This is a genomic window from Paenibacillus amylolyticus, from assembly GCF_047302515.1.
GTDB classification, from domain to species: domain Bacteria; phylum Bacillota; class Bacilli; order Paenibacillales; family Paenibacillaceae; genus Paenibacillus; species Paenibacillus amylolyticus_G.
Genome location: NZ_CP168019.1, coordinates 2,325,049 through 2,351,774, shown reverse-complemented (window position 1 = coordinate 2,351,774; position 26,726 = coordinate 2,325,049). Strand labels below are relative to the sequence as shown.

25 protein-coding genes and 1 pseudogene are annotated in these 26,726 nt (G+C 44.7%); 22 read left to right on the top strand and 4 right to left on the bottom strand.

The genetic code is table 11. From position 1 onward, the window contains the following. Positions 1–231 precede the first annotated feature (231 nt). From ACDJ59_RS10100 to ACDJ59_RS10070, 7 genes are all read left to right on the top strand, one after another. Entirely contained in the window at positions 232–546 is a 315-nt protein-coding gene (locus ACDJ59_RS10100; RefSeq protein WP_036615511.1) for an ArsR/SmtB family transcription factor, read from the top strand. Further along, positions 543–3,011, top strand: a complete 2,469-nt coding sequence (locus ACDJ59_RS10095) for an FAD-dependent oxidoreductase (RefSeq protein WP_413408695.1) — start codon at positions 543–545, stop codon at positions 3,009–3,011. The genes ACDJ59_RS10100 and ACDJ59_RS10095 overlap by 4 nt, the downstream gene beginning before the upstream one ends. 142 nt (positions 3,012–3,153) lie before the next feature. After that, complete coding sequence (locus ACDJ59_RS10090) at positions 3,154–3,480, top strand: ArsR/SmtB family transcription factor (RefSeq protein WP_413408694.1); 327 nt, start codon at positions 3,154–3,156, stop codon at positions 3,478–3,480. 67 nt (positions 3,481–3,547) lie between these two features. Next, on the top strand, positions 3,548–4,849 hold the full coding sequence (locus ACDJ59_RS10085) for an arsenic transporter (RefSeq protein WP_413408693.1): 1,302 nt from the start codon (positions 3,548–3,550) through the stop codon (positions 4,847–4,849). A 25-nt stretch (positions 4,850–4,874) separates the two neighbouring features. After that, on the top strand, positions 4,875–5,294 hold the full coding sequence (arsC, locus tag ACDJ59_RS10080) for an arsenate reductase (thioredoxin) (protein WP_413408692.1): 420 nt from the start codon (positions 4,875–4,877) through the stop codon (positions 5,292–5,294). 248 nt (positions 5,295–5,542) lie between these two features. Further along, positions 5,543–6,358 carry a MerR family transcriptional regulator gene (locus tag ACDJ59_RS10075; protein WP_413409764.1) on the top strand — a complete coding sequence of 272 codons (816 nt, stop codon included), beginning with the start codon at positions 5,543–5,545 and terminating at the stop codon, positions 6,356–6,358. A 24-nt stretch (positions 6,359–6,382) separates the two neighbouring features. After that, positions 6,383–7,555 carry an MFS transporter gene (locus ACDJ59_RS10070; protein WP_413408691.1) on the top strand — a complete coding sequence of 391 codons (1,173 nt, stop codon included), beginning with the start codon at positions 6,383–6,385 and terminating at the stop codon, positions 7,553–7,555. A 203-nt stretch (positions 7,556–7,758) separates the two neighbouring features. On the opposite strand, the gene ACDJ59_RS10065 is transcribed toward ACDJ59_RS10070, so the two are convergent. Next, positions 7,759–8,244 carry a hypothetical protein gene (locus ACDJ59_RS10065; protein ID WP_413408690.1) on the bottom strand — a complete coding sequence of 162 codons (486 nt, stop codon included), beginning with the start codon at positions 8,242–8,244 and terminating at the stop codon, positions 7,759–7,761. 153 nt (positions 8,245–8,397) lie between these two features. On the opposite strand from ACDJ59_RS10065, the gene ACDJ59_RS10060 reads away from it, so the two are divergent. From ACDJ59_RS10060 to ACDJ59_RS10040, 5 genes and pseudogenes are all read left to right on the top strand, one after another. After that, a complete protein-coding gene (locus ACDJ59_RS10060; RefSeq protein WP_413408689.1) occupies positions 8,398–8,982 on the top strand; it encodes a TetR/AcrR family transcriptional regulator in 585 nt (194 codons plus the stop codon). Between the two features lie 135 nt (positions 8,983–9,117). Beyond that, positions 9,118–10,011, top strand: coding sequence for an NAD(P)-dependent oxidoreductase (locus ACDJ59_RS10055; RefSeq protein ID WP_413409763.1), 894 nt, complete (start codon positions 9,118–9,120; stop codon positions 10,009–10,011). Positions 10,012–10,040: 29 nt separating this feature from the next. Further along, on the top strand, positions 10,041–11,093 hold the full coding sequence (locus ACDJ59_RS10050; protein WP_413408688.1) for an LLM class flavin-dependent oxidoreductase: 1,053 nt from the start codon (positions 10,041–10,043) through the stop codon (positions 11,091–11,093). Positions 11,094–11,150: 57 nt separating this feature from the next. Continuing rightward, the gene (locus ACDJ59_RS10045) at positions 11,151–12,104 is read left to right on the top strand and encodes an alpha/beta hydrolase (protein WP_413408686.1); all 954 of its coding nucleotides are present in this window, start codon (positions 11,151–11,153) and stop codon (positions 12,102–12,104) included. A gap of 180 nt (positions 12,105–12,284) precedes the next feature. Further along, a pseudogene (locus tag ACDJ59_RS10040) lies at positions 12,285–12,503 on the top strand (ROK family protein); the annotation flags it as partial. Between the two features lie 117 nt (positions 12,504–12,620). Here the strand turns inward: ACDJ59_RS10040 and ACDJ59_RS10035 are convergent. Beyond that, on the bottom strand, positions 12,621–13,532 hold the full coding sequence (locus ACDJ59_RS10035) for a helix-turn-helix domain-containing protein (RefSeq protein ID WP_413408685.1): 912 nt from the start codon (positions 13,530–13,532) through the stop codon (positions 12,621–12,623). 216 nt (positions 13,533–13,748) lie between these two features. On the opposite strand from ACDJ59_RS10035, the gene ACDJ59_RS10030 reads away from it, so the two are divergent. From ACDJ59_RS10030 to ACDJ59_RS10000, 7 genes are all read left to right on the top strand, one after another. Then, on the top strand, positions 13,749–14,624 hold the full coding sequence (locus tag ACDJ59_RS10030; RefSeq protein ID WP_413408684.1) for a fumarylacetoacetate hydrolase family protein: 876 nt from the start codon (positions 13,749–13,751) through the stop codon (positions 14,622–14,624). 21 nt (positions 14,625–14,645) lie between these two features. Next, the gene (gene gucD / locus ACDJ59_RS10025) at positions 14,646–16,112 is read left to right on the top strand and encodes an alpha-ketoglutaric semialdehyde dehydrogenase GucD (RefSeq protein WP_413408683.1); all 1,467 of its coding nucleotides are present in this window, start codon (positions 14,646–14,648) and stop codon (positions 16,110–16,112) included. A gap of 16 nt (positions 16,113–16,128) precedes the next feature. Further along, a complete protein-coding gene (locus ACDJ59_RS10020) occupies positions 16,129–18,105 on the top strand; it encodes a YjhG/YagF family D-xylonate dehydratase (RefSeq protein WP_413408682.1) in 1,977 nt (658 codons plus the stop codon). 60 nt (positions 18,106–18,165) lie between these two features. After that, entirely contained in the window at positions 18,166–19,782 is a 1,617-nt protein-coding gene (locus tag ACDJ59_RS10015; protein ID WP_413408680.1) for a glycoside hydrolase family 43 protein, read from the top strand. A 273-nt stretch (positions 19,783–20,055) separates the two neighbouring features. Further along, the gene (locus ACDJ59_RS10010) at positions 20,056–21,279 is read left to right on the top strand and encodes a sensor histidine kinase (protein ID WP_413408679.1); all 1,224 of its coding nucleotides are present in this window, start codon (positions 20,056–20,058) and stop codon (positions 21,277–21,279) included. Further along, positions 21,276–21,923, top strand: a complete 648-nt coding sequence (locus tag ACDJ59_RS10005) for a response regulator (RefSeq protein WP_413408678.1) — start codon at positions 21,276–21,278, stop codon at positions 21,921–21,923. The genes ACDJ59_RS10010 and ACDJ59_RS10005 overlap by 4 nt, the downstream gene beginning before the upstream one ends. 112 nt (positions 21,924–22,035) lie before the next feature. Beyond that, the gene (locus tag ACDJ59_RS10000; RefSeq protein ID WP_413408677.1) at positions 22,036–23,310 is read left to right on the top strand and encodes a choline esterase; all 1,275 of its coding nucleotides are present in this window, start codon (positions 22,036–22,038) and stop codon (positions 23,308–23,310) included. A gap of 220 nt (positions 23,311–23,530) precedes the next feature. Here ACDJ59_RS10000 and ACDJ59_RS09995 read toward each other — a convergent pair whose 3' ends face one another. Next, entirely contained in the window at positions 23,531–23,890 is a 360-nt protein-coding gene (locus ACDJ59_RS09995; protein WP_413408676.1) for a DUF3221 domain-containing protein, read from the bottom strand. 173 nt (positions 23,891–24,063) lie between these two features. On the opposite strand from ACDJ59_RS09995, the gene ACDJ59_RS09990 reads away from it, so the two are divergent. The 3 genes from ACDJ59_RS09990 to ACDJ59_RS09980 all read left to right on the top strand — a co-directional run bounded on the left by ACDJ59_RS09990 (position 24,064) and on the right by ACDJ59_RS09980 (position 25,673). Then, on the top strand, positions 24,064–24,366 hold the full coding sequence (locus ACDJ59_RS09990) for an immunity 53 family protein (protein ID WP_413408675.1): 303 nt from the start codon (positions 24,064–24,066) through the stop codon (positions 24,364–24,366). Between the two features lie 41 nt (positions 24,367–24,407). Then, complete coding sequence (locus ACDJ59_RS09985; RefSeq protein ID WP_413408674.1) at positions 24,408–25,139, top strand: hypothetical protein; 732 nt, start codon at positions 24,408–24,410, stop codon at positions 25,137–25,139. A 66-nt stretch (positions 25,140–25,205) separates the two neighbouring features. Then, positions 25,206–25,673: an Imm26 family immunity protein gene (locus ACDJ59_RS09980; RefSeq protein ID WP_413408673.1), complete on the top strand. Its 468-nt coding sequence runs from the start codon at positions 25,206–25,208 to the stop codon at positions 25,671–25,673. 137 nt (positions 25,674–25,810) lie between these two features. Here ACDJ59_RS09980 and sdaAA read toward each other — a convergent pair whose 3' ends face one another. Beyond that, the gene (gene sdaAA, locus ACDJ59_RS09975; protein ID WP_413408672.1) at positions 25,811–26,686 is read right to left on the bottom strand and encodes an L-serine ammonia-lyase, iron-sulfur-dependent, subunit alpha; all 876 of its coding nucleotides are present in this window, start codon (positions 26,684–26,686) and stop codon (positions 25,811–25,813) included. Positions 26,687–26,726: the final 40 nt, after the last annotated feature.

Here is a 26,726-nt window from a genome sequence, read left to right as displayed (position 1 = left end):
ATAAGATGTTCAATTAAATCACTATTTTATGAAGAACTGATACAGCATGATTGCCTGTCAAATGTCGCTTTTAGCGGTTTTGGCAGGCATTTTTATCATCCACCTGGAACAAGTCAAAACCGTAGGGCTGAGAGGCTATGCGACTTAATGAGCGTATTCACTCCAGAATACATTTGACATGAGAATCAATAAATCGTATTATTACGATATAACGATTTAGGAGGAATACTTTTGAACACTCCCGCTTTTGACAGCAATAACATTAAACAGTTCGATGAACCAGCTAATCTGCTGAAAGCTTTGTCTCACCCCATTCGTTTATGCATTGTGCGGGGACTGATGATGAAAAAAAAATGTAATGTTTCTTATATGCAGGAATGTCTGGATCTTCCCCAATCAACAGTCTCTCAACACCTCCAGAAACTTCGTAGTGCAGGTATTGTTGCTACGGAGCGGAATGGTCTTGAAGTGAACTATGTGCTTGCCGATCAACGGGTTGAACAGATTATTAAAACTTTATTTGAAAAGGATGATTGTGAATCATGAGCAAAAAAGTACTTATTGTTGGCGGTGTAGCTGGAGGTGCTTCTGCAGCTGCACGTCTTCGCCGTCTGGATGAACATGCCGAGATTATTATCTTTGAGAAAGGACCCTATATCTCATTTGCCAATTGTGGTTTACCTTATTATATAGGTGGCTCAATCGATGATCGAGAGCGTCTGCTGGTGCAAACGCCAAAAGGGATGGCAGATCGCTTTCGTATTGATGTGCGTTTAAGAAGTGAGGTCGTAGCTATTGATTCGCAGAAGCGAGTGGTTAAGATACAGTCCCAAGAGCGCGGTGCATATGAAGAAAGCTATGATGAGTTGATATTGTCACCAGGTGCTAAACCGATCATTCCCGATCTGCCGGGCAAGGACAATCCGCTAATTTATACCGTACGAAGTATTCCAGATATTGATCGGATCAAAGACCAGATAAGTTCGTCTAACAACCAATATGCGATCGTAATAGGCGGTGGATTTATAGGTGTGGAAATGGCTGAGAATTTAAAGGAAGCTGGTCTGGATGTAACGCTGATTGAGGGGAACGCACAAGTACTCACACCCTATGATACCGAGTTAGCAGCCGCATTAGCACAGGAAATGGAGAATCATGGTGTAAACCTGCTGTTTTCCAAGCGTGTTCAGGGATTTCATTCCTTAGAGCAGGGCATAGGGGTTGAACTTGCCGATGGTCATGTGTTGACAGCTGACATGGTTATTCTTGCGATAGGCGTAACACCAGACACCTATTTTTTGAAAGATAGCGGCGTTTCGCTGGGTGCACGTGGACATATTATCGTAAATGAAGCCTTGGAAAGTAGTGTGCCACATATCTATGCTGTTGGGGATGCCATCGAAGTAACGGAAACCATTCATGGTACGAAGGCAACGATTCCACTTGCCGGACCTGCCAACAAACAAGGACGTATTGTTGCCGACCGTATCGCTGGGCTTCCTTCTACCTATAAAGGAACACAAGGTACGTCCATTATCAAAGTATTTGGAATGACCGCAGCGACGACAGGCAGTAATGAAAAAACACTGCAACGTCTGGGCGTGGACTATCAAACCGTTATCGTACACCCTGCTTCTCATGCATCGTATTATCCGGGTTCAAGCGCAATTACTCTTAAACTGCTGTTTACTCCGCAAGGTAAAATTTTAGGCGCACAAGCAGTCGGTTATGATGGAGTGGATAAACGAATTGATGATATTGCTGTAGCCATTCATTTCGGAGGACATGTCCGGGATTTAACAGAGCTTGAACTGAGTTACGCGCCACCTTATTCCTCTGCCAAAGATCCCGTGAATATGGCTGGATATGCAGCAGAGAATATGATTACCGGACGTGTTCAGACGTTCACTTATAATCAACTGGCTGATCGTCAGCCGGGGCAGTCGATACTTCTGGATGTTCGCAGTGAAATCGAGCATCAAAATGGTCATATTCCGGATTCACTCTCTATTCCAGTTGATGAGCTTCGTCAACGTTTAGATGAATTAGACCCATCCAAAGAAATCTGGCTATACTGTCAAGTCGGCTTACGTGGTTACACTGCTTCGCAAATTTTGCGTCAGCATGGTTTTAGCGTAAAAAACTTGAGTGGTGGTTATAAAACATACCGTCAAGCCCAGTTTAAGCCTGCTCCATTTACTACTGAAAAACAAGATCATCATGATCCTGCGGTGGACGTTAAGGAAAAAAAGTCTATTCCGACTGACTCAACACAGCCGCAACGTATTGATCATGAGTTGAACGTATGTGGATTAAGTTGTCCTGGTCCGCTAATTCAGGTTAAGCAGAAAATGGATCAACTCTCGAACGGAGAAACCCTTCGCGTGAAGGCTTCCGATCCAGGATTCTATGAAGATGTCAAAGCATGGGCCACGATGTCGGGTTCCACAATCTTGCAGTTGGAAAGAATGAAAGGCGGTACCATTGAGTCCGTCATTGTTAAAAATACAGCACAACCCGTATCGGATTCCCCCATCAGCGATCCTGCCAGCACGATGGTTGTCTTCAGTGGTGATCTGGATAAAGCGATCGCCTCACTCATTATTGCAAATGGGGCAGCAGCGAGTGGACGGAAAGTAACCCTGTTTTTCACATTTTGGGGATTGAGTATCATTCGTAAGCCGCAACCGCAGAAGTTATCCAAAACCATGATCGGCCGTATGTTTGATATGATGTTACCTCGCGGTAGCCAGAAGCTTGGCATGTCCAAAATGAATATGCTCGGAGCAGGCCCGAAGATGATCCGTGGTTTGATGAAAAAACATCATGTACCTTCGTTGGAAGAATTGATTGAGAGCGCAATTGCACAAGGAGTAGAGATCGTTGCCTGCCAAATGTCCATGGATTTAATGGGAATTCAGCGTGAAGAATTAATAGAGGAAGTCAAAATTGGTGGGGTCGGTTATTATCTTGGACAAGCATCACAAGCAAATCATAACCTGTTTATATAGAAAATTATCACAAACTCCAAAAAGCGTTGATTCGAATTCGAACCAATGCTTTTTGGACTTAATCATCAAATAAACATTGACTTCATTTTTTTGATATTATAATATAAGCATACACTTATATATTATTGAAGGAGGAAGTGCTATGGATTCTATGCAAGAGGCAGCGGATAAGCTTAAATTGCTGGGCGATAAAACACGCCTTACTATTCTTACTCTCCTCAAAGAACGTGAATGGTGCGTATGTGAATTTGTAGAGATTTTAGACATGTCACAACCTGGAATTAGTCAACATTTGCGCAAGCTGAAGGATCAAGGTTTGGTTAAAGAAAATAAACGTGGTCAGTGGGTATACTACTCTTTAAATGTAGAGAATACACCCTATATTACATCTGTCCTGGAATTGATGCCAGATACAGCAACTATTCTTAAATCGTTAAATAAAGAAAACTTTACTTCAGTATGTAATTAATTTTTGATCAATATATAAGCATATCATTATATGCAAATATAAATTAAGTCGAACTGGAAGGGGGTGTATGGTTTTGTTTTCTACGCTGTTAGCCTGCATCATCTTTTTGATTACACTTGTACTCGTTATTTGGCAGCCTAAAAACCTGTCAATTGGTTGGTCTGCTTGCGGCGGAGCAATCCTTGCTTTACTTGTCGGTGTGGTCAATTTTGAAGATGTATGGGATGTGACACAAATTGTATGGAACGCCACGCTTGCTTTTGTCGCAATCATTCTGATCTCATTAATTCTGGATCGTATTGGTTTTTTTGAATGGGCTGCCTTACATATGGCCAAAGCCGCTCATGGCAATGGTGTACGGATGTTTGTTTACGTCTCCATCCTGGGAGCGGTGGTTTCTGCTTTCTTTGCCAATGATGGAGGCGCACTGATTCTGACGCCCATTGTTTTAGCTATGGTACGTGCACTGAATTTTGATGAGAAAAAAGTATTTCCATTTATTATCGCCAGCGGATTTATTGCGGATACAACTTCCTTGCCGCTGGTTGTAAGTAACCTCGTCAACATTGTGTCTGCCGATTTCTTTGGTATTACGTTTATGGAGTACGCGGGAAGGATGTTTGTTCCAAATCTGTTCTCGCTGGCGGCGAGTATCGGTGTACTGTATCTCTTTTTCCGCAAGAGTATTCCCAAACGTTTTGATGCCAGTGAATTGAAGCCTCCGTTATCTGCCATTAAGGATATGAAAATGTTCCGGTTGTCGTGGGTGGTGTTAGGGGTTCTGCTTATTGGATACTTTACCAGTGAATTTATCGGCATTCCCGTATCTTTTGTGGCAGGTATTGTCGCGATATTCTTCCTGATCATGGCTTCCCGCAGTTCAGCTGTACCAACTACATTGGTTCTCAAAGAAGCGCCGTGGGCCATAGTATTTTTTTCCATCGGCATGTATGTCGTGGTTTATGGTCTACGTAACGTGGGTTTAACGGATCTTCTAGCCGTGGTCATTCAGGCTGTGGCGGATCAGAGATTGTTTGCTGCAACGATGGGTATGGGCTTTATTGCGGCAATCATTTCATCCTTGATGAACAATATGCCTACCGTGCTGCTTGATGCGCTTGCCATTGATGCAACAACGGCTACAGGAACGGTTCGGGAGGCACTCATTTACGCCAATATTATTGGATCAGACCTGGGTCCCAAGATTACCCCGATTGGTTCACTCGCGACCCTGCTTTGGCTTCATGTGCTTAGCACCAAAGGTGTCAAAATCTCATGGGGCACTTACTTCAAGACAGGTATCATGATCACCGTACCGACTCTGCTTATTACGCTAGTGGGTCTGTACCTGTGGTTAAGCATTCTATAATTCAAACAACGAGGAGACGATGGATATGAGTAAAAAAACACTGTACTTCCTGTGTACAGGCAACTCTTGCCGGAGCCAAATGGCCGAAGGCTGGGCCAAGAAATATCTAAGTGAGGACTGGAACATCTATAGTGCAGGAATCGAGGCACACGGTCTGAATCCAAAAGCAGTGGAAGCCATGAACGAAGTTGCTCTGGATATTTCTACTCAAACTTCCGATATCATTGATTCAGAGTTGTTGAACAACGCTGATTTCGTAGTCACGTTGTGTGGGGATGCCGCAGATAAATGTCCAATGACGCCTCCACATGTGAAGCGGGAACACTGGGGATTTGATGATCCTGCAAAAGCGCAAGGGTCTGATGAAGAGAAATGGGCCGTATTCCAAAGGGTTCGAGACCAGATCGGGGAGCGTATTAAAACATTTGCTGAAACCGGAAAATAATACAAACCTGCCTGAGCAGGATAATTGAATGAGTACCGAGAGGATGCCACGATGCGTGGCATTTTTTTGTTCAAAAAAAATGAACGTTTCATTCAGAAACGGTTCTTTGACTTACACATAACAGCAACATAGAGTGATGACAAGGACGGTGGTTGATTTAGCTAGGCAAATGAGAAGCATATATACCCTTGACTTTCCCCTGTACGGGAAACTATATACTCGCATTATGTTAGATTGGAGATGATATGTTGTTCAAAATCAGTGCGTTTTCCAGGCTAAGTAGGGTCTCATTAAAAACACTGCGTTATTATGACCAGATTGGCATACTTAAGCCGAGAAAGGTAGATCACGATACGGGTTACCGTTACTATTCCGCAGATCAGCTTCTCGAGCTCAACCGAATCTTCATTTATAAAGAATTGGGGTTTACGTTGCCACAAATTACACAGCTGTTACAGGAACATATTACATTGGAGAATATTCAAGGCATGTTTAAGCTAAAAAGAAGCGAAATTCAGCAGATTATAGATACGGAACAAGCCAAACTCGTCCGGATTGAGGAACGCATGCAGCTTATAGAGGAAGAGGGGCACGTCGAAACTGGGCAAGAAATTCGAATCAAAGAGGAAGGTGCTCGGCAGTTTCTTTTTCAGACAGGGTGCGGGAGGGAAGAGGAGATCCCGAGTTTATTTCGTCAGTTTGATCAGTCAGTAACAAAAGAAATGCGCCAACTGATTGACGGACCTCAGGTTGTTTTGTGGAAAGAAATCGCAGGACAAGAGGAAGAGTTCGAGTTTGAAATAGGTTACTTCTGCTGTGATCTGCGATCACCTCCCGACCCATTTCAACTGCGGACTCTTCCTGCCGAGCCCATGATGGCCACCTTTGCTTATCGTTCCAATGCCACCTTTGCCTGTAAAGCCTGTGTTCATCTAGCTACATGGATTGAGAATAATAACTATCAGATCAAGGAGAACGGAGCTGGTAGGGAATTATATTTACCCTTATCTCAAGAACAAGATGTACAGTTTATAGAAATACAAATTCCAATACTAAATAGATAACTAGAGAAGACGGAGTGGATTAAAGTGAAAAATAAATGGATTATATATATCTTGGCATTGGCTGTTTTTCTGATCGGAACCCTTGAATACATTATTACAGGAGTCATAGAAATGATCGCCTCAGACTTGAGCGTATCTACTTCCGAAGTGGGTTTACTGGTGACTGTGTTTGCTCTAGCAGCGGCCATTATCGCCCCGATTCTCATTGCATTTACAATAAATATAGATCGCAAGAAGTTACTGGTGTCCACCCTCAGTGTGTTTATAGCCAGCAACGGACTTATGCTTGTTGACCTTTCTTACGAAACTTTACTATGGGTGCGAATTATTCAAGGAGCTAGCGGAGGAGTGGCTACCGTAGTAGCGATGGCCGTATCGACACGACTGGTTGAAAAAGAAAAAAGGGGCAATGCCATCGGCATCATTTTGATGGGGCTAAGCAGTTCGCTAGTGCTTGGTGTCCCATTGGGCACATTTTTTAGTGAAATGTTTGGATGGAGAGTTCTATTTGTATTCATTGGATTGTTAAGTGTTCTTCCATTACTTATTATCTACAAAAAGGTTCCGGCAATCAAAGAGGAAGAAAAGATCACCCTCAGAATGCAGCTCTCCATTTTGAAAAATCCACTCATTCTGACTGCCTTGCTTATTACGTTATTGTATATCGGCGGTTATTCCACACTGTTCACGTATATTACGCCTTTCTTACAAGCTACGTCTTCTCTTTCCATGACCGAGATAAGCGGTGTTCTGTTTCTCGCGGGAATTTGCAGCTTTGTCGGATCAAAAGTGGGCGGACAATTGGCAGATGCAAAGGGATCAAAGTTTACAATTTGTCTAGGCCTTCTGTTACAAGGCGTAACTCTTCTTTTGTTTGCTCTAGCTGGAGTTAATCTTATCATGTTAATCTTGGTTTTAATGATTTTTATGTTAGCAACGTGGAGCATATCTCCGGCCCAGCAACTATATCTGGTTACACTGGCACCTCGTAATCCGGACATTGCCCTTAGCGTAAATACGTCGTTTATCCAATTTGGTTTTGCACTGGGATCTGGATTAGGTGGGCTTGTAATCAGTCGTACATCTGTCATGTATTTGAATTGGTTGGGTTTTGGAGCTGTAGGGATTGCTTTACTTCTTGCCATATTGCTATTTAAGAAATCGAGAAGCAGGACCGGAACGCCAGATCCAGTGTAATTTCAGAGATGGGTAATTCTTGCTTTTCAGTACTTGGCTTTTTTGAGATGTAATTGACGGTTATATGTAAAATAAAAAAGATCTCTTCAGCATTCACTGCACAAGAGATCTTTTTGGTGTATAACAAAGTTATAATGAGAATCACATTACATCATCATGGTAGAATAGAGCATGAATCCATTAACAAATTACTGTTATGTTGTTTACTGTCCACCTGTATTCGAAGCCCAGACAGGATACCAGCCCAAGGCCGGATTTTCATTGTTGTACAGCACCAGATTGCCGTCAGTTTGCATGATGAGCACATTGCCTCTAAGATTGGCTGGCACATTATCTGCTCCGTACCATGCCTTAGCCCACGCCAGGTTATCCGATGTCCAATAAGGTGTGTTTTGCGGATCTGATATGACCAACTTCCCGCTGAAATAATTAATCTGGAGTTTATGTATTCTTGTGTCTTTGGTGTTGCTGTGCCATATCATTTTACGTGACTTGACGTCCCAGATCTGCGCATCCCCATAATTATCAAATTGAAACGAGAACCTGTTATTGTTTGACACTAATCCTCCACCTGCGACATTATACATAATGTCATAAATCAGCCGATCTCCACTGGCAGCGGAAGTCGCGGGGGAAAATGGAATCAAAAATAAGAGCATGGCAATGCAAGATAAAAAGAATTTTTTCATAGAACATCCTCTTTTCCTTAATATGTTTTAAGTTACCTATCAAATATAGCATATATATTTCTTTAATGGATAAATTTTCAATAAGGATCGACAATCTGCGAAATTCTTTTCTGGACTGATCAGTTCAGATATGTTATATTTCTGAAACGGGAGGTGTTACTTATCGCCAGGACTAAAGAATTTGACAAAAATCAAGCGTTACACGAAGCAATGCTGTTGTTTTGGAAAAAAGGATACGAGGCTGCTAGCATACCGGATTTACTGGAAGTGATGGGCATTAGTCGATCCAGCCTTTATGATACGTTTTCCGACAAGCAAACCTTGTACAGAGATGCCCTGGAGCATTATAAAAAAGGGAGTTCCAATAAGCAGACTATTCTTGAACAAGCATCAAGCGTAAGAGATGGAATTCTTCAATTTTTTGAGTATCATATTGCTTCGGCATACGATACCAGCCTACCGGGCGGATGTTTTGTAACGAATACAGCTACAACATTGGAGTCACCAGATGAACAGATAAATGTCTTGATACAGACTAGTTTTTCGGATTTGGAACAAGCATTTTGTGAGCTTTTGGAGAAGGGCCAACAATCGGAAGAGATAGATAAAACAACAGATATCAAAACATTGTCTTATTTATTGCTGAATTTACATCAAAGCATAAATATTATGGCCAAAACAGGTCAAAATCCAGAACGTGCAAAAGAGATGATTAGCTTTATAATTGCAGGGATATAATTTTTTTTAGCAATATTGGAATGATTGTTCCGTTATTATATTCCTCATATTTTGAAGGTGCCATTTGAAGAGTATCTGTAAGACCATAATTTTTTTAATCATTCTGGAACATTCATTCCGTTATCGAAACATTCCATCAACAATAAGGAGATGCAACCAATGAAGGTATCGTTTATTGGACTTGGAAATATGGGGCTTCCAATGGCACAAAACCTTTTGAAAGCGGGTTATGAAGTAGTCATCTTTAATCGGACCCCTGAAAAAGCTGAACCATTAATAAAACAGGGAGCACGATATGTCCAAACACCACTAGAGGCAGCGAAAGAAAGCAATCTTGTAATTACCATGTTATCTGATGATGCTGCTTTGAGAGAGATTGTTGAGGGACCAAATGGAGTTCTGAACGGATTATCTGAAAATGGAATTCACGTATCTGCCAGTACGATCAGCGTAGATCTGGCTCGAAAATTATCCGCTTTGCATGCGGAGAGACACCAGCACTTTGTGTCTGCCACCGTAATGGGGCGCCCGGATGCCGCTAAAGCAGCTACATTGCGCATTATTTTAGCTGGTCCGGAACATGCAAGACAGCGAGTACTTCCCATGTTAACAGTACTAAGTCAAGAGATATTTGAGATTGGGGATCATGGCGAAGAAGGTAACATTGTCAAAATAGGCGTTAACTTTCTAATTGCTTCAATGCTGGAATCATTGTCGGAAGCGCAGCTCATGGTTGAAAAGCACGGCATTAAGCCGTCCCGATATATGGATGTTGTGAATGCTCTTTTTCAATCTCCAGTATATCAGAACTATGGCGCGATCATGACTGAACAGCGATTTGAACCAGCCGGTTTTAAAATGAAGCTCGGGTTAAAGGATGTTGCATTAGCTATCGAGGCAGCCAAGTCAGTTCAAGCTCCACTCCCTTTAGGTCAGCTTATTCATCAACACCTCTCTGAAGGAATTACCCATGGTTATGGTGAGTTGGATTGGGCGGCTTTAATCCGTTGTCTTGAGCATTCCTCTTAAGGAAAGAAAAATATAAGGAGAGATTAATTATGGAGATAGGTGTTACTTCATTCGTAGAAACAAAGCCTGATACTAAGACCGGAGTTGTGATGAGTCACGCACAGCGATTGCAAGAAGTCGTGGAAGAAATCGTCCTTGCAGATCAGGTAGGACTTGATGTGTTTGGCATAGGTGAGCATCATCGTGATGATTATGCAGCATCTTCACCAGCAATGGTGTTGTCCGCTGCCGCGCCCCTCACAAAACGGATTCGATTGACAAGTGCTGTGACGGTCCTATCTTCAGCAGATCCTGTCCGTGTGTTTCAGGATTTTGCTACGCTTGACGGTCTCTCCAATGGACGTGCCGAGATTATAGCGGGTCGGGGTTCCTTCATTGAGTCCTTTCCACTGTTTGGTTATAACCTGCATGACTACGAGGATTTATTTAATGAAAACATTGAACTGCTTCTTAAATTACGGGAATCCGAGAAAGTAACTTGGAGTGGAGGCCATCGACCAGCGATACATAATCTGGGGGTATACCCGCGTCCTGTTCAGAATTCTATACCTGTATGGATCGGTAGCGGAGGTACTCAGGAGTCTGCCATACGTGCTGGAATTCTAGGTCTGCCACTTGTTCTTGCAATTATCGGTGGAAATCCAACGAAATTTGCGCCACTTGTAGAACTGTATAAAAAGGCGGCAACTCATGCTGGTCATGATGTATCGCAGCTTCGGGTAGGTTCACATTCTATCGGATTTGTTGCAGAAGATACAGAAAAGGCCGCAGAACTCTTTTTCCCGTCCACTCAGTACGGCATGAATAAACTCGGCAAAGAGCGGGGGTGGGCATATTATGATCGTTCCAGCTATGATGCTGCCCGCCGCTCTGATGGTGCGTTGTATGTAGGGGATCCGGAAACAGTTGCTCAAAAAATTATTCATCTTCGCAAGCATGTAGGAATTACACGTTTCATGATGTATGTTCCCTTAAGCACGATGACGCATGAGTTGGTAATGCGGGCTATAGAATTGCTCGGTAAAGAGGTTGCACCGCGAGTACGAGAGGAAATTTCCAAGTGGGAAGCTGAAAAGAGATAAGAATTAACTAAAAAAACATAAATGAACGAATTCATTATTATATTTGGAGGAATTATCATGAGTATTGAGACACGTATATTACCAGAATTAAAAGAGGTATATTCACAATTTCCAGGGTTTGAATTGGAGAGAAATTTAGAGTGGAGCAGAAACTTAGTATCGGCTGCATCGGTGAGAAAATCAGAGCATGTAAACACAACCAGCCGGAAAATTCCGAGCGATGGAGGTGAGATGCTTGTCAAAATATATGAACCTGCCGATCGAACGAATGATTTACTGCCAGCCATGTTATGGATTCACGGGGGCGGATACGTGTTAGGACATCCAGATATGGACGACAAATTGTGCGAACGTTTTGTTCAGACAGCAGAATGTATTGTCGTATCAGTTGATTATAGGCTCGCTCCTGAGCATCCATATCCTGCGGCGATTGAAGATTGTTATGCTGGATTGGTATGGATGACGGAGGAGTCAGCAATGCTTGGCATCGATGTGAATCGGGTTGCAATTGCTGGTGCTAGCGGTGGTGGAGGGCTGACAGCAGCACTCGCGCTGATGGCACGTGATAAAGGAGGTCCGTCTATTATTTTCCAAATGCCATTGTACCCGATGTTAGATAATCGTAACATCACGCCATCTAGTCATGAGATTACAGAAGAGGGTTCAATCTGGAACCGAACGGACAACGTGGCTGCTTGGAATATGTACCTTGGTGAGGAGAACGATGTCATTGAAAGTTCTTTTTATGCAGTACCTTCTAGAGCAGAGAGCTTGGCCGGATTGCCGCCAGCCTATACTTGTGTAGGTCAGCTCGATCTATTCCGGGACGAGACGATGGAGTATGTGGCACGACTAGCACAAGCAGGTGTGGATGTTGAATTTCACCTCTATCCAGGTTGCTTCCACCTTTTCGAAATTCTTGCTCCAGAAACAGAAGTGAGTCAACGCACTGTTAAGGGTTATATGGATGCAATGGCTCGTGCACTTCATCCCAATAGAACCCTTAATTAAGGATTGATGAATCAGAACCTTTTAAGTTAAAGAAATTTATAATAGGAAACTTTATGTCCGAAGAAGTCACTAAATTAGTGACTTCTTTTGTTTGGAGATATAGGTATAGATAACTAATTCAAAAAGGTTGAAATGGGGTTAAGCTCCAGGATTCCAATCAGGTAGTCTCTTGGATTTGGTCTTTCCAATGTTATCAATCTGTTCAATCCAAAAGTGATTATTGTTGGTGGAGGAATGTCGGCAGCCGGTGATCGCTTGCTGAATACAGTGCGTGATACTGTTGAGAATCATGCGTTAAGGCTTTCTTCCGGTGCATGTAAAATAGTTCAAGCGAAATTAGGCGGGCAAGCAGGGATGATCGGTGCAGCTGCATATGCGAGGAATAAAATGCTTTTATAGATGTAAGGAGATGTAAGAGGACGGGGCTTACCGCCCCCCATGCCAGAAAAAATGATTGCGCTCTCTATTTTGGCCAACAGTGTGCGCTGTTCTTAGAAAGAGTATCCAAAGTATTCTTCAAACATCCGATTGGGCTTCTCCTGCATGCTGCGAACGGCTGCGATATTCGCTAGGCGCGATGCCTGTCCACCGCTTGAATTGGCGGCTAAAATGCGCATTGGTCTTATATCCCAGCATCATCGCAATATGGTCTATGTTCAGGTCGGTTTGCTTTAACAGCCGCTGCGCTTCGTTCAGAAGGGTTTCAGATAGAAACTTGCGCGGAGCGATGCCGTATACCTGCCGAAAAATACGATTAACCTGTGACGGGCTAATGCTTAGCGACTTGGCAATGTCCTGAATCCAGGTTCGATCGCTCTCCTGAATTTCCCCGTGAAGATGGATATATCTTACCGAATCCTCAATGTGCTCAGCAATCTGATGGGCAATGGTTTCTTTTCTCGACAACGTAACGGATGCTTGCTGAGATAACTGACCGACCAAGGAACCGAGCAGTTCAAACACGGCGGCGTGTACCTTCATTTGTTTGGAGGAAGATAGCGAGCTAGACAAATGCTCTGTGGCCAGACCATACAAGGTAGACAGGGAAGGGGAAAGCCCCAGAGCCAAATTTGAATTTGCCGGATAATAGATGTCTTTGCAACGGTTAAGTTCTCTGCAAAAGGATGTATCGTGTATGCTGAAATGCACGGAAAAATAAGTGAACCCCTCCGGTCCGGCTCCGGTGCAAGAGTGGGTCATACCAGGCCGGATGAACAGAAGGTCGCCAACCGACTGACGATAAGACTGCCCGTTGACAACCATGTTCATCTGCCCGTCCATCATCCAGTGGACTTCATACATTGAATGTTCATGAGACGGATAAGTCCAGCTGGAATCTACCTTTCTTGCATGCAGCCCCAATAATTGAAAAGACATGCGAACATCGGGCAGACGACCTAAATACACAGCATCCGAAAGCTTGGTCACAGCAAACCAACCCCCTTGTACTATTCTATATACCAACATCCTGTCATCGGAGTATCCTCGTAAACCATCTTTAGTTTAATGGATCTAACCTCATCTTAACAGAAAAAAATGCGTGAAAAGGGTAAATCTTCGGAGTGATTAGAACATCGTCATGAACCATAGCGGGTGCTATGGTAGTATTATCAACCCGATGGGGAAAAATGGAGGCAAGCTTGAATGAGAATTATTCGATTTCTGGACGGACAACAGAAGTGGCTGGCAGCCGTTACGGATGATGAACAAGCGTATCGTTTGCCACAAGCAGATTTTATGACTTTGATCCATCAAGCAAGAAAGCAGGGGATTTCTCCAGTTCAACTTGTTGAAAGCGCTTTTAAACCATTAAACAAGTTAACTGACGATTGGACTTCCTTACATCTAATTACTCCATTGGAAGCTCCGGAAGTATGGGCGGCGGGTGTGACTTATCAGCGCAGCCGCGTAGCGCGAAATTATGAAGCGACGGAAGGCAAGCTGGATGCAAAGACCTTTTACGATAAAGTTTATGATGCCGAAAGACCGGAGATCTTTTTTAAATCTACAGCAGCCCGCACCGTCGGGCCCAATGAAGCTGTCACACTTCGCAGCGATTCCAATTGGCAGATCCCGGAGCCTGAGCTGGGGTTGGTGCTTGCCGCGGATGGCAGCATTGTGGGATACATCGTTGGCAATGACATGAGCTGCCGCGATATTGAAGGGGAGAATCCGTTGTATCTACCGCAAGCAAAAATGTGGCGCAATTCCTGCTCGATAGGGCCAGCCATTCGTCTAGCGGAAACGGTGCAGAATCCATATGCGTTCAGCATCGTCTGCGAGATATATCGCGAAGGTGAAGTAGTTGTCAAAAGCGAGGCAAGCACAAGTGAGTTAAACCGAAAACTCGATGAACTGGTCTCTTTTCTGGCCAGAGATAACGATCTGTTTGACGGTACGGTGTTATTAACAGGCACAAGCATTGTGCCCCCTAATGATTTTACACTTGCACCAGGGGACCGCATTGAAATATCCATTAGCGATATCGGGACACTTATTAATCCAGTCATTTCAAACTAATGTACAAGGAGGATGAATGCAATGACCACATTTCAGGTAGAGCAGACATACAGCAATTACATTAACGGAGAATGGGTGAAGGCGACATCCGGTGAAACCGAACCGAGCATCAACCCGGCGAATCGGAAGGAGGTAGTTGGCTACGTACCCACCTCAGGCGTAGAGGATCTGAACCGGGCTGTTGCAGCCGCGAAGGAAGCAGCAAAAGATTGGCGGAGGTTATCGGGCGCGGAACGCGGAAACTATCTATTTCAGGCAGCCAATGTGCTGGAACGCCGGGCCGATGAAGTTGCAGAGGCGATGACCAGGGAAATGGGCAAAACACTCCCAGAAGCTAAAGGAGAGACACTGCGCGGTGTAGCAATCTTAAGGTATTACGCCGGAGAAGGCATGCGAAAAACTGGGGATGTCATTCCATCAACGGACAGCGAAGCACTGATGTTTACGACTCGCGTACCCCTTGGCGTTGTTGGGGTTATTGCTCCTTGGAATTTCCCGGTAGCCATTCCGATTTGGAAAACGGCTCCGGCCTTGATTTACGGCAATACGGTTGTGTTGAAGCCTGCTCAGGAAACTGCGGTCACTGCGGCTAAAGTAATGGAGTGTTTTGAAGAGGCGGGCATTCCGGCAGGCGTTCTTAATCTGGTATGCGGCAGAGGCTCAGTGATCGGATCTGCACTTGCTGAGCATCCGGATGTGGGCGGAATAACGTTCACAGGTTCCAATGAAGTGGGCAAACGGGTCGGCGGCGCAGCACTGGCACGTGGGGCCAAGTATCAACTTGAAATGGGTGGGAAAAACCCGATTATTATCGCGGCTGACGCTGACCTGGATTTGGCTGTGGAAGCCACGATCAGCGGTGGGTTGAAATCGACCGGGCAAAAATGTACGGCCACCAGCAAGGTCATTATTGAACGAAAAGTATACGATACCTTCAAAGAAAAGCTGCTCTCGCAAATCCAGGAAGTCCGGCTGGGTGACGGCATGTCTTCTGGAAGCTGGATGGGTCCATGTGCAAGCGAAGGACAGCTCAATACCGTGCTGAGTTATATTCAAAAAGGCCAAGATGAAGGTGCCGTTCTGCTCACTGGCGGAAAAAGAGGGGACGGTCCGGGACTGGAAGAGGGATTCTATGTGCAGCCGACCGTATTTGAAGGGGTCGAATCCCATATGTCCATCGCCCGGGAAGAAATCTTTGGCCCGGTTCTGGCCTTGATTGCGGTAGATTCCCTCGAGGAAGCGATCGAAGCGGCTAATGATAGCGATTACGGCTTGAGTGCTTCCATCTATACACAGAACGTCGGAGCCATGTTGTCTTTCATCCGGGACATGGATGCGGGACTGGTCAGAATTAATGCAGAAACGGCCGGCGTAGAGCTGCAGGCTCCGTTTGGCGGAATGAAGATGTCAAGTTCACATTCAAGAGAACAGGGGCAAGCGGCTATCGAGTTTTTCACGGCCATCAAAACGGTCTTTGTGAAGTCATAAACTGTGGGAGGCAACCATGTACGAACAGATTACGTCGATTATGGGAGAGACCGCGTCCAACTGCTTCGATATCATAGCACATGCTCCAGGGGCTGCCGGACGTCTGCCTTTAACGGATGATTTGCTGCGGAATTCTCCAAGCGGCGACTTGTTCGGCATGTCCCAGAATGTTGGAATGGGCTGGAAGCCCGGGGAATTGAACGGAAAACAATTTCTGATCTTGAGTACACAAGGTGGCATACGCAATGAAGACGGCAGCCCGGCAGCACTCGGTTACCATACCGGCCACTGGGAGGTCGGCCTGCTGATGAAGGCTGCCGCAGAAGAACTGTCAAGCCGGGGAGGAATCCCGTTTGCTGGATATGTCAGCGACCCGTGTGACGGCAGATCACAGGGGACAACCGGCATGTTTGACTCGCTTCCGTACCGGAACGATGCCGCTATTGTATTTCGCAGACTGATTCGCTCGCTGCCAACGCGTAAAGGCGTGCTTGGTGTCGCCACTTGTGACAAAGGTCTTCCAGCGATGATGCTCGCACTTGCCGGCATGCCGCAATTGCCTGGTGTAATCGTTCCCGGTGGCGTCACACTTCCGCCTACCAATGGAGAGGATGCCGGTAAAATTCAGACCATCGGTGCACGGTACGTCAACGGGGAACTTTCTCTGGAAATGGCGTCGGATTTAGGATGCCGGGCTTGTGCTACACCGGGAGGAGGCTGTCAGTTTCTAGGTACCGCGGCTACAGCCCAGGTTGTAGCCGAGGCAATGGGTATGACAGTGCCACATGCCGCGCTTGCACCTTCCGGACAGCCGATCTGGTTTGAAATGGCGCGCCAATCGTCACGTGCACTCATCCATATGGAGTCACAGGGGATGACGATGGCAGACATTGTCACGGATGCATCCATTCGCAATGCGATGACCGTCCATGCCGCGTTTGGCGGATCGACCAATCTGCTTCTTCACATACCGGCAATTGCCCATGCGGCTGGTTTAACCGTGCCCACGGTACAGGACTGGATACAGGTCAACAAAAATGTTCCAAGGCTGGTTAGTGCCCTGCCAAACGGACCGATCTTTTATCCGACCATACGTGTCTTTCAGGCCGGAGGTGTACCAGAGGTCATGCTCCACCTCAGACAGCTTGGTCTGTTGGATGAGTCTGTACCAACGGTTACAGGTACTTCATTGGGTCAGGTACTGGACTGGTGGGAATCGTCGGAACGCCGTCATCTCATGCGGAAGCAGTTAAAAGAGCAGGACGGCATTGATCCGGACAGTGTCATCATGAGTGTAGAACACGCTCAGCGGCTTGGAATCTCTTCGACCGTAACATTTCCAACCGGGAATATCGCTCCAGAAGGTTCTGTCATCAAATCCACCTCTATTGATCCTGCTGTGCTGGATGAGCATGGCGTATACCGTCATCGTGGCAGAGCAAAGGTGTTTACCACTGAACGTGAGGCGATCCATGCGATTAAGACCGGATGTATTCTGGCTGGCGACGTTGTTGTGCTTCTGGGGCGAGGTCCATCGGGAACCGGAATGGAGGAGACGTACCAACTTACATCTGCGCTTAAACATTTGCCTTTTGGAAAATACGTGTCACTAATTACGGATGCCCGGTTCTCCGGTGTTTCCACCGGAGCGTGTATTGGTCATGTTGGCCCCGAAGCGCTGGCAGGCGGACCGATTGGCAAGCTGCAGAACGGAGACCTGATTGACATCGCGGTTGATCGTAACACGCTGGAGGGTAGCATTAACTTTGTCGGAGAAGGCGATCTGGAGTTTTCGCCGGAAGAAGGTGCTCTCATCCTGGCACAAAGGCCCTTTCATCCAGATATGAGGCCTGATGAAGCTTTGCCGGATGATACAAAGCTCTGGGCTGCATTGCAATCGGTCAGCGGTGGGACTTGGAGAGGGAATGTATATGATGTAGAGCGGATCGTAACCGCCCTGGAAGCCGGCAAAAAAGCGCTGGGCTGGTACTGATATCCACCTTTTGTATCTGTTGTTGTACAGATCATTACTTTCATACCGGAGGTTTCTTCCATGAATAAGATCAAGAAAATGATCACCAATCCCATCCTTCCCGGTTTCCATCCCGATCCGTCCATATGCCGAGCAGGGGAGGATTATTATATCGCCACTTCCACCTTTGAATGGTTCCCTGGTGTACGGATTCACCATTCCCGGGATCTGGTTCATTGGCGGCCCATCGCTTCTCCGCTGACTCGTGTAACGCAGTTGAACATGGAGGGCAACATTAATTCCGGAGGCGTATGGGCACCCTGTCTTAGTTACGACAACGGTGTGTTTTACCTGATCTACACCGATGTCAAAAGCCGGGTAGGCGCTTTTAAAGATACCCATAATTACCTTGTGACAGCAACGGATATCGAGGGCCCTTGGTCCGATCCGGTGTATCTGAACAGCAGCGGTTTTGATCCTTCCCTGTTTCATGATGAAGACGGACGCAAATGGCTGGTCAATATGATCTGGGATCACCGTAAGGGCAAAAATCGGTTTGCAGGCATCGTTCTTCAGGAATATTCCGTCCAGGAACATAAGCTGATCGGACCGGCCATGAACATATTTAAGGGAACAGAATTAGGCCTGACCGAAGCACCCCACCTGTATAAACAGAAGGACTATTATTATCTCATTACGGCTGAAGGTGGAACCGGTTATGAGCATGCGGTTACCTCAGCACGTTCCCGTACGTTACAAGGTCCTTATGAGGTCGATCCTGCCAATCCGATCCTCACTTCATACGGCAGACCGGATTTAGCTCTGCAAAAGGCAGGCCACGGTAGTCTGGTCGAAACGCATACCGGCGAATGGTACATGGCTCATCTGGTCGGACGACCCGTTCAGCACAAATATTGCATTCTTGGACGTGAGACCGCACTTCAGCCATGTACGTGGAGTGAGGACGGCTGGCTGAGACTTGCGAGCGGTGACCGATATCCGGAGGTTCAGGTGCCTGCACCGATGATCCAGTCCCATCCGTTTGAGCCGATTGCTGAAATGGATCATTTCGATCACTTTGAGCTTCGGCATGATTGGAATACACTTCGCATTCCACCCGATTCAACTTGGCTCAGCTTGACGGAACGTCCCGGTTACTTACGATTGCACGGCATGGAGTCGATGAGTTCAACGCACAGGCAAAGCATGATCGCACGGAGACTTCAGGCCTTGGAGTGTGAAGCCGAGACGTGTCTGGAATTTGCGCCGGACCATCCACAGCAAATGGCCGGATTGATTTTGTACTACGATACCCAGGACTATCTCTACTTACGTGTAACTTATCATGAGGAGAAAGGGCTCTGCCTGGGGATCATTCAGTCCAAATACGGGGTATACGACGAACTGCTGGAGGATATTCCGCTAGAGTCGGTGAGCACGCTCCGTTTAAAGGTTGTGGTGGATCAAGATCGCGCCCGCTTTTATTATGCAATAAATAGTGATTCATCCTGGAATACAGCAGGCGGGTGGGTTGATATCACACATCTGTCCGATGAATCTCCGGAGTATATCCGGTTTACGGGAACCTATATCGGTCTTTGTGTGCAGGATCTAGGTGGAACCCGCAAACATGCCGATTTTGATTACTTTATGTATAAAGAAACAAAGCATACAGCTGGTGTATCGGAAAACATGTGACGGTCTTCTTGGAAGGAGCAGAGGACCATGAAATGAAAATGGGTAGTATAGCAGCAGAATAGAAGAATACATGCTCACAGAAGAAAATTGATCAGGGGATAGTGCGGGGCGGTAAGGCTGCGTGTGATCGTGACGATTCTGCTGGAGCTGGACTTCGAGACACTTCGTACATTAACATAGATGGAGTGAGTCAATGATCGGTACAGTAATGTACCGTTTTTTTTGTGTTTAGAGAGATTGTTTTGAGACAGTACCTGATAGAGGTGATCAAGCATGAGTGATTATTCGATAAACAAACCGTATACAAGCTCCCGATCTGATATTCAAAATGTTCTGCGTGATTCTCGTCTGCCTGCTTTGATCTGGGGCATTCTGATTTATTTTTCTGCATTGTACTCTCAGCTACCGATGTTGCCCACATGGTTTGAATTTATGATGTTTACAGCTCTCATTCTGGTTCACATTCTGCTGCATTGGTATGCCGGATACGTTGTCGATCGAAGACCCTGGATTTATTTTATGACACAAGGATGTATTGTCTGGGGGTGTGCGTTATTCATGCCTAATGCTCATTCTCTCATTTTTGTAAGTCTATTGACGGCTTTGGCCGGTCAGAGTATTGGCGTATACGCTCAACGGATGAAGGTGCTTCTGGTATGTACCTTTTACTGCACCTTGTTTTCTGTCTCCCTGGTTTGGCACGGGACTACCGAGGATTTGCCATCTACAGTACCATCGCTCTTCTTCATCATGTTTTTCGTAATCGGCTATGCTGCTTTGTTCTATAAACAAGTTCGTGCCAAATTGCGGACCCAGACGTTTTTACGTGAATTGGAACGAGCGCACAGGAAAGTGGAGGAGCTAACGATTGCCAATGAACGTCAAAGGATGGCCCGTGATTTACATGATACCCTTGCACAAGGGCTGGCAGGTCTTATCATGCAGCTTGATGCCGTGGATGCGCATTTAGAAAATGATAATAACCATCGTGCCCACGAGATTGTTCAGTTGTCAAAAGCCCAAGCAAAGCGCACGCTTTCAGAAGCGAGAAGTGCAATTGACGACTTGCGTTCGTATTCTGCAGAGGTCATAGATATTTCTAAAGAAGTGAAGGAAGAGGCTGAACATTTCTCACATATAACAGGGATTTGTGTTGTCACTCGGTTATCGATGCCCCATCTGGTGGTGCCGAAGTTGATCTTCGAACATAGCTTACATATCATCCGAGAATGCTTGGCCAATACAGCTAAATATGCTAATGCTACGAATGTAGAAGTCGTGGTTGCTGCACGGGAAAACGAAATCGAGCTAAGCATAACGGATGACGGAATAGGGTTCGATACTAACCTCATCGAGAAACAATCCGGTAGTTATGGTTTAATTGGCTTATATGAACGAACCCGAATTATGGGCGGGGAGATCGAAATTGAAAGTGGAAAAAAAGGAACCAAAGTTTCTGTTCGCATCCCATTACAACAGGAGGACACCAACGCATGACAATCAAGATTCTTATCGTGGACGACCATTTCGTCGTTCGGGAGGGACTTAAGCTGATCCTGGAAACCAATCAAAGGTACGAGGTAGTTGCAGAAGCATCTAACGGTATGGAAGCGATTCGACGGGTGGATACTTACAAGCCGGACATTATTCTATTGGATCTAAACATGCCTGAAATGGGCGGCCTTGATACCATGACAGCGCTCAGAGCTAAAGGAATGGATATACCGATCATTATTTTGACTACATATAACGAGGATGAAATGATGATCCGCGGACTGGCATTAGGTGCAAAAGGTTATTTGCTGAAGGACACGGGACGAGAGATGATATTTCGCTCGATTGATGCAGCGATGCGGGGGGAAACGTTGCTACTTCCGGAGATCAGCGAGAAAGTATTTGCTCACAAGACATCAGAAAAGGCGAAAGAGTCATCCTCCGCCAGGATATCTCTTACAGACAAAGAGCTGATCGTACTTCAAGCGATTGCCCGTGGAGCTCGAAGTAAAGAGATCGGCTTTGACATGGGGATATCCGAACGGACAGTAAAGACTCATTTAACGAGTATTTACAATAAATTGGGTGTAGATTCGAGACCGCAGGCCGTCGCCGTTGCGGTAGAACGTGGAATATTGCATTTATAATCGAACATTTCATAGATTTGCCCGATCGTACACTTGGGTCTTGCCCTTTTGTACGATTTTTTATTTTTCTCCTCCGTTTATGATAGTTGCATGAATACAAATTGGAGGAAAAATGATGAAAAAAAGACTGACAACGATTCTGGCAACTGTTCTCTCACTGACCATGCTATCCGCCTGCAGTAGCACTAGTATCGGTACTTCCAAACAGGAGGAAATTCCGAAACCTGAAAATAAAGTCGCTTCCGATCAGAATGAGTTTCCGAAACCGTTGGGAAGTTATACGGTCGGGCGTACACAGATGGACTTCAAGTACACAGCATCAGACCATTCAGAAAGAGAACTGACAGCATTATTTTTCTATCCGTCCGACAGCAATGAGGGCAAGCCGACGGCAGAGTATGCATTTCCGGAGTTTCATTCACTGAGGGATGAGCTTTTGGTTAGATTAGGGGGCACGGCGGGTGGTGAGCAGCTTTTTGATTCCAATTTCAAGACGTGGTCTTACGACGATCTGGCCTTGTCTGAAAAGGAAAAACAATATCCGGTTTTATTCTTTGTTCATGGCGCAGGCGCTTACCCACAGCAAGGCACTTTATTCGCTCAAGACCTGGCAAGCGCCGGCTATATTGTGGTATCCATCGGCCATGCCGAAAGTGGTGTGTACAAACTTAAAGATGGACGAACGGTTGGTATGTCAGAGAAATTTATGGACGAAGTAACGAAATACGGAATGGAGGCGGCCACCCTAACACCACCTGAAATTGTGACAGAGAAGCTTGAGGAAGAAGAAGCTATTGAGATTGCTCGCAAATTAACTTCCGCGCCTGAAGCAGTCAAGTTTGCTAACTATGCCGTTTTACAGAGCGAGGATATTCGATATGTTGCAGATAACTTGTACAAAATGAATACAGGTGACATGGAATCTATGTTTAAAGGCAGATTGCAGCTTGATCTCGGTATGGGTGTGTTCGGACATTCTTTTGGAGGAACGACAGCGGCAATTGTTAGCCGTGACGATGACCGATTTGTCGGCGCTGTAAACCTTGACGGTAATATGTTAGGTGCCTTGGATAGTGATTTTAAGAAACCCTTCATGCAGCTCAGCACTGTACTTGCCTATAATACGAATGCATTTCTTCTTGAATCCAACAGCAAGGACACCTACTTTGCCATTATTGATAATGTAGTCCATGGTGACTTCTCCGATTCCTTGTTTACAACTACGGATAAAGCATCCAGAGGAACCCGGGACGCGATGGAACAGCGCAACATTATCACTTCTTATACAAAGGCGTTCTTTGATGAATATATGTTGAAAAAGGATGCGGATATTGATAGCCTTACCTTTGACGGCGTAGAGATGATTAAAAAACCTCAAAAGCCTTAGTATTGATTTGCCTGAATTTCGGGAGGGTTTATCGCGTAATAAAAGGAGAGAACCGGGTGGTCGGATTTAACTGCACGTGATTCAACTCTGATCTTGAAATTAAAATGATAAAGAGACCTTACTTTTGCTTTAAAACGTTAAGGTCTTTTTATCATTTGGGGAAATATATTTCGAATGAGAGAATGATACATAACTTAAAATAGTTCATATTTAATAAGTTTTAATCATTGATTTTTTCAATACTCACAACGGTTCTAATGGGTGGCGAGGGTTCTAGTTGGTCAAAGCCAGTAGTAATTCTTACTCTTTGCCCTACCTCAATTGTTTTATATGTTTCTCTATTGACCAAATAATACGAACCATCCTGGTCTTGTGCTAATTCTATAAAATCCTCAAGATTTCCATTCTCCAGGTCTTCCTTACTTACATTTTGAAGAACAAGAAATTTGTACTTGTCATTTTCATCTGTTTTAAATACTACAGTGCCCTCGAAAACTGGATAATTCTCTTTCTCATCCTTGTTAGAACAGCCCGAAAGTATAATCATACTAATGAAGATAAACAATATTATTTTTTTCATAATGACCTCCTTGATTTGAAATAAAGTTTTCCCCTTGTTTTTAAGTATACCCTACGTAAAAAAAGCAAATTATTACTAAAAGGTAATTCATACGAAAAAAGTATGCAACATGGCATGAGAATTCCTTTAAATAATAAGTCCCTAGAGTAGAAAAAACAAAAAAAGAGGTCACGATGATGGATATCCTAAAATGGATTCAAAGCTGGTATTATGAAAACTGTGACGGTGATTGGGAGCATTTATACGGTGTGCGAATTGATACGGTGGATAATCCTGGTTGGTCTGTCGAAATCGATTTGACGGATACCTATTTAGAAGATGTGCCATTTGATTCGATTGAAGAAGAGAGAAATGAAGAAGATTGGTTCTACTGTATCGTGAGAGATGGAGTGTTTCACAGTGCAGGGGGAGCAAAAAATTTAGAAGAAATGCTTAATTGCTTTAAAAATTGGGCTTCAAGTTTGGAAAGAAGTTAATAATGCACTAACCATCGGGAGTAATCTAAGGAGAGAACCAGATGTATCTAAAAGAACTCAATTTGGATTTACCGTATATTGTAGATGATGAAAATATTGAATCTATAATGAAAAAACAAAAATGTGAGTACAACGAAGCAACAAAATTAGATTATGCGTTGAATTGGAAATGGAAAAGACGCTCTTTTAGTTTGGAAACTCGCTGTATTACAGCGATGTATGAACGTCTGTTGGGGAAATACAAAACGAAAGATTGTTGGAAAGTCCTAATAGAGTGTGTAGAAAACATTACGGATGAACGTATTGTTAACGATTCTGGTGTGTGTTCGGTACCGATCCAATTTAGTTTGAATGACTTTAGTGGAAAAAATGAGTTGGAGAAAAAAAAGGCTACGCTTCGCCTGCTAATGGAAGGCATAGAGAAACTTGCTCTACGTAATAATTGGGATATTGATCCATTTAGGGAGATAGCTTTGCAAATAGAGGAGTTAGATTATGTAAATGAATGGACTTGGAAAAAGGATGTAAAGAGCCCTAATAAGAAGTACAATGCTAGAGTCATATGTCATCATAATGTAGATAGCATGGATATATTCCTATCTATTTTACAACGTGATGGTACGCAAGTACTTGTAGAGAAGGTCATATCAGAACAACCAGATGAATTTGCCTATGCTGAACATCTAGGTGAACTTACATGGGTATCTGATTTTGAAGTTGCTTTAATTAATAAAGCAGGTACTGAAAAGTATTCTGCAACCCTGAATAATTAATACGCTGTTAAAACTTCCACTTAGAAGACTAGGTCGAATAAAAAAGAAATAGTAAAGGATAAAATAATGAAAAAAAGAGTTTCGGTGAAGATAGGAGATGTCTTCTCAATAAAACTAAATCAGGATTTGGATTGTTATGGACAAGTTGTTTCTGAAGGAAGAATATCAGATTGTATGATTGTATTTGATTTGATATCAATGGAACACCCAACAGTAAGTGAGATCACTTCCAAACCAATCATTTTCTTAATACAGACTGTAAACTCCAGGATTGAAGATGGTATCTGGAAAGTGATTGGTAATGCTCCAATACCTAGGATGACATTTCCCATGTACAAAGAGGAAACTGAAGATGGATATACATTGGTAGATCATAAGGGTGATATTGTGACTGAAACTCCCAGTGCTTCACAGATTGAAGTTGCCTCCGAACTGGAGTCTTGGTCACCTGTTAGTTTAGAAAAAGCAGTCATTGCTAGATTTGTAACTGGAGAATGGGACCCGTATTATAATGATTTAATTTATACAGAGTAGTCTATGTTCAATCGTCTAGAGAAAAGAAAATAGTCCAATTACTTACCGCTTAGGCTTGTATCTAAATTAATTTTTAATTAGGCATGCATTTATCTTGAGGATTTTATTCCTCTCGTATAAATGACATGCCCGTTTTTTTATTTATGCTGTAAATCCCTTGTGATTTTGCGTCCCGTTGGTGTCTGGGCGAGGCCGCCACCGGCTGTTTCGCGAAGAGATTCAGGCATGGCTGATCCAACCTCTAGCATGACTTGTACAACCTCATCCGAAGGGATGATGCTGCGTACTCCGGCTAGAGCCATATCGGCAGCTCCGAGAGCCGTAATTGCGCCAAAGCCATTGCGCACAATGCAAGGTATCTCGACCAAGCCAGCTACCGGATCACAGATCAGGCCCAGTGTGTTTTTCAAAGCAAGTCCAACGGCGTGGATAGACTGAGAAGGGGACCCACCCCGGATATCCACCAAAGCCCCGGCTGCCATCCCGATGGCAGAACCCACTTCCGCCTGACAGCCGCCTTCCGCGCCAGAAATGAACGAATTGTTAGCAATGACGTAACCAATGGCTCCAGAGGCAAACAGGCCGTAGACCATCTGTTCATCAGTCCATCCAAACCGCTCTTGGCTACTGATAAAAACCCCAGGAATAATGCCACAGGAACCCGCTGTCGGTGTAGCAATAATTCGGCCCATCGAGGCGTTGACCTCAGAAACTGCAAGGGCGTAACTCATCGACAGACTGGCATGATCGCCGAGTAGGGACTGTCCACCTGTACGGTAGGCCATCAGCTTACGAGCATCTCCTCCAGTCAAGCCGCTTTTGGAAGTTGTATCGGTGTGAAGACCTTGATGAACCGCACTTTTCATAATTTCATAATACTCATGCATTTGGCTGAAGACCACGTTCTTGTCTTCGCCCGACTCATGACATTGCTCTTCCAGCATGAGCTGGCCAAGGGTGAGGTTACGGGTCTCCGCCAGTTCAGCAAGTTGTTTTAACGTTCGGAAATTCATTGGTGTTAACTCCTTTTTTTGAGAGAGCTGAAGTCAGATA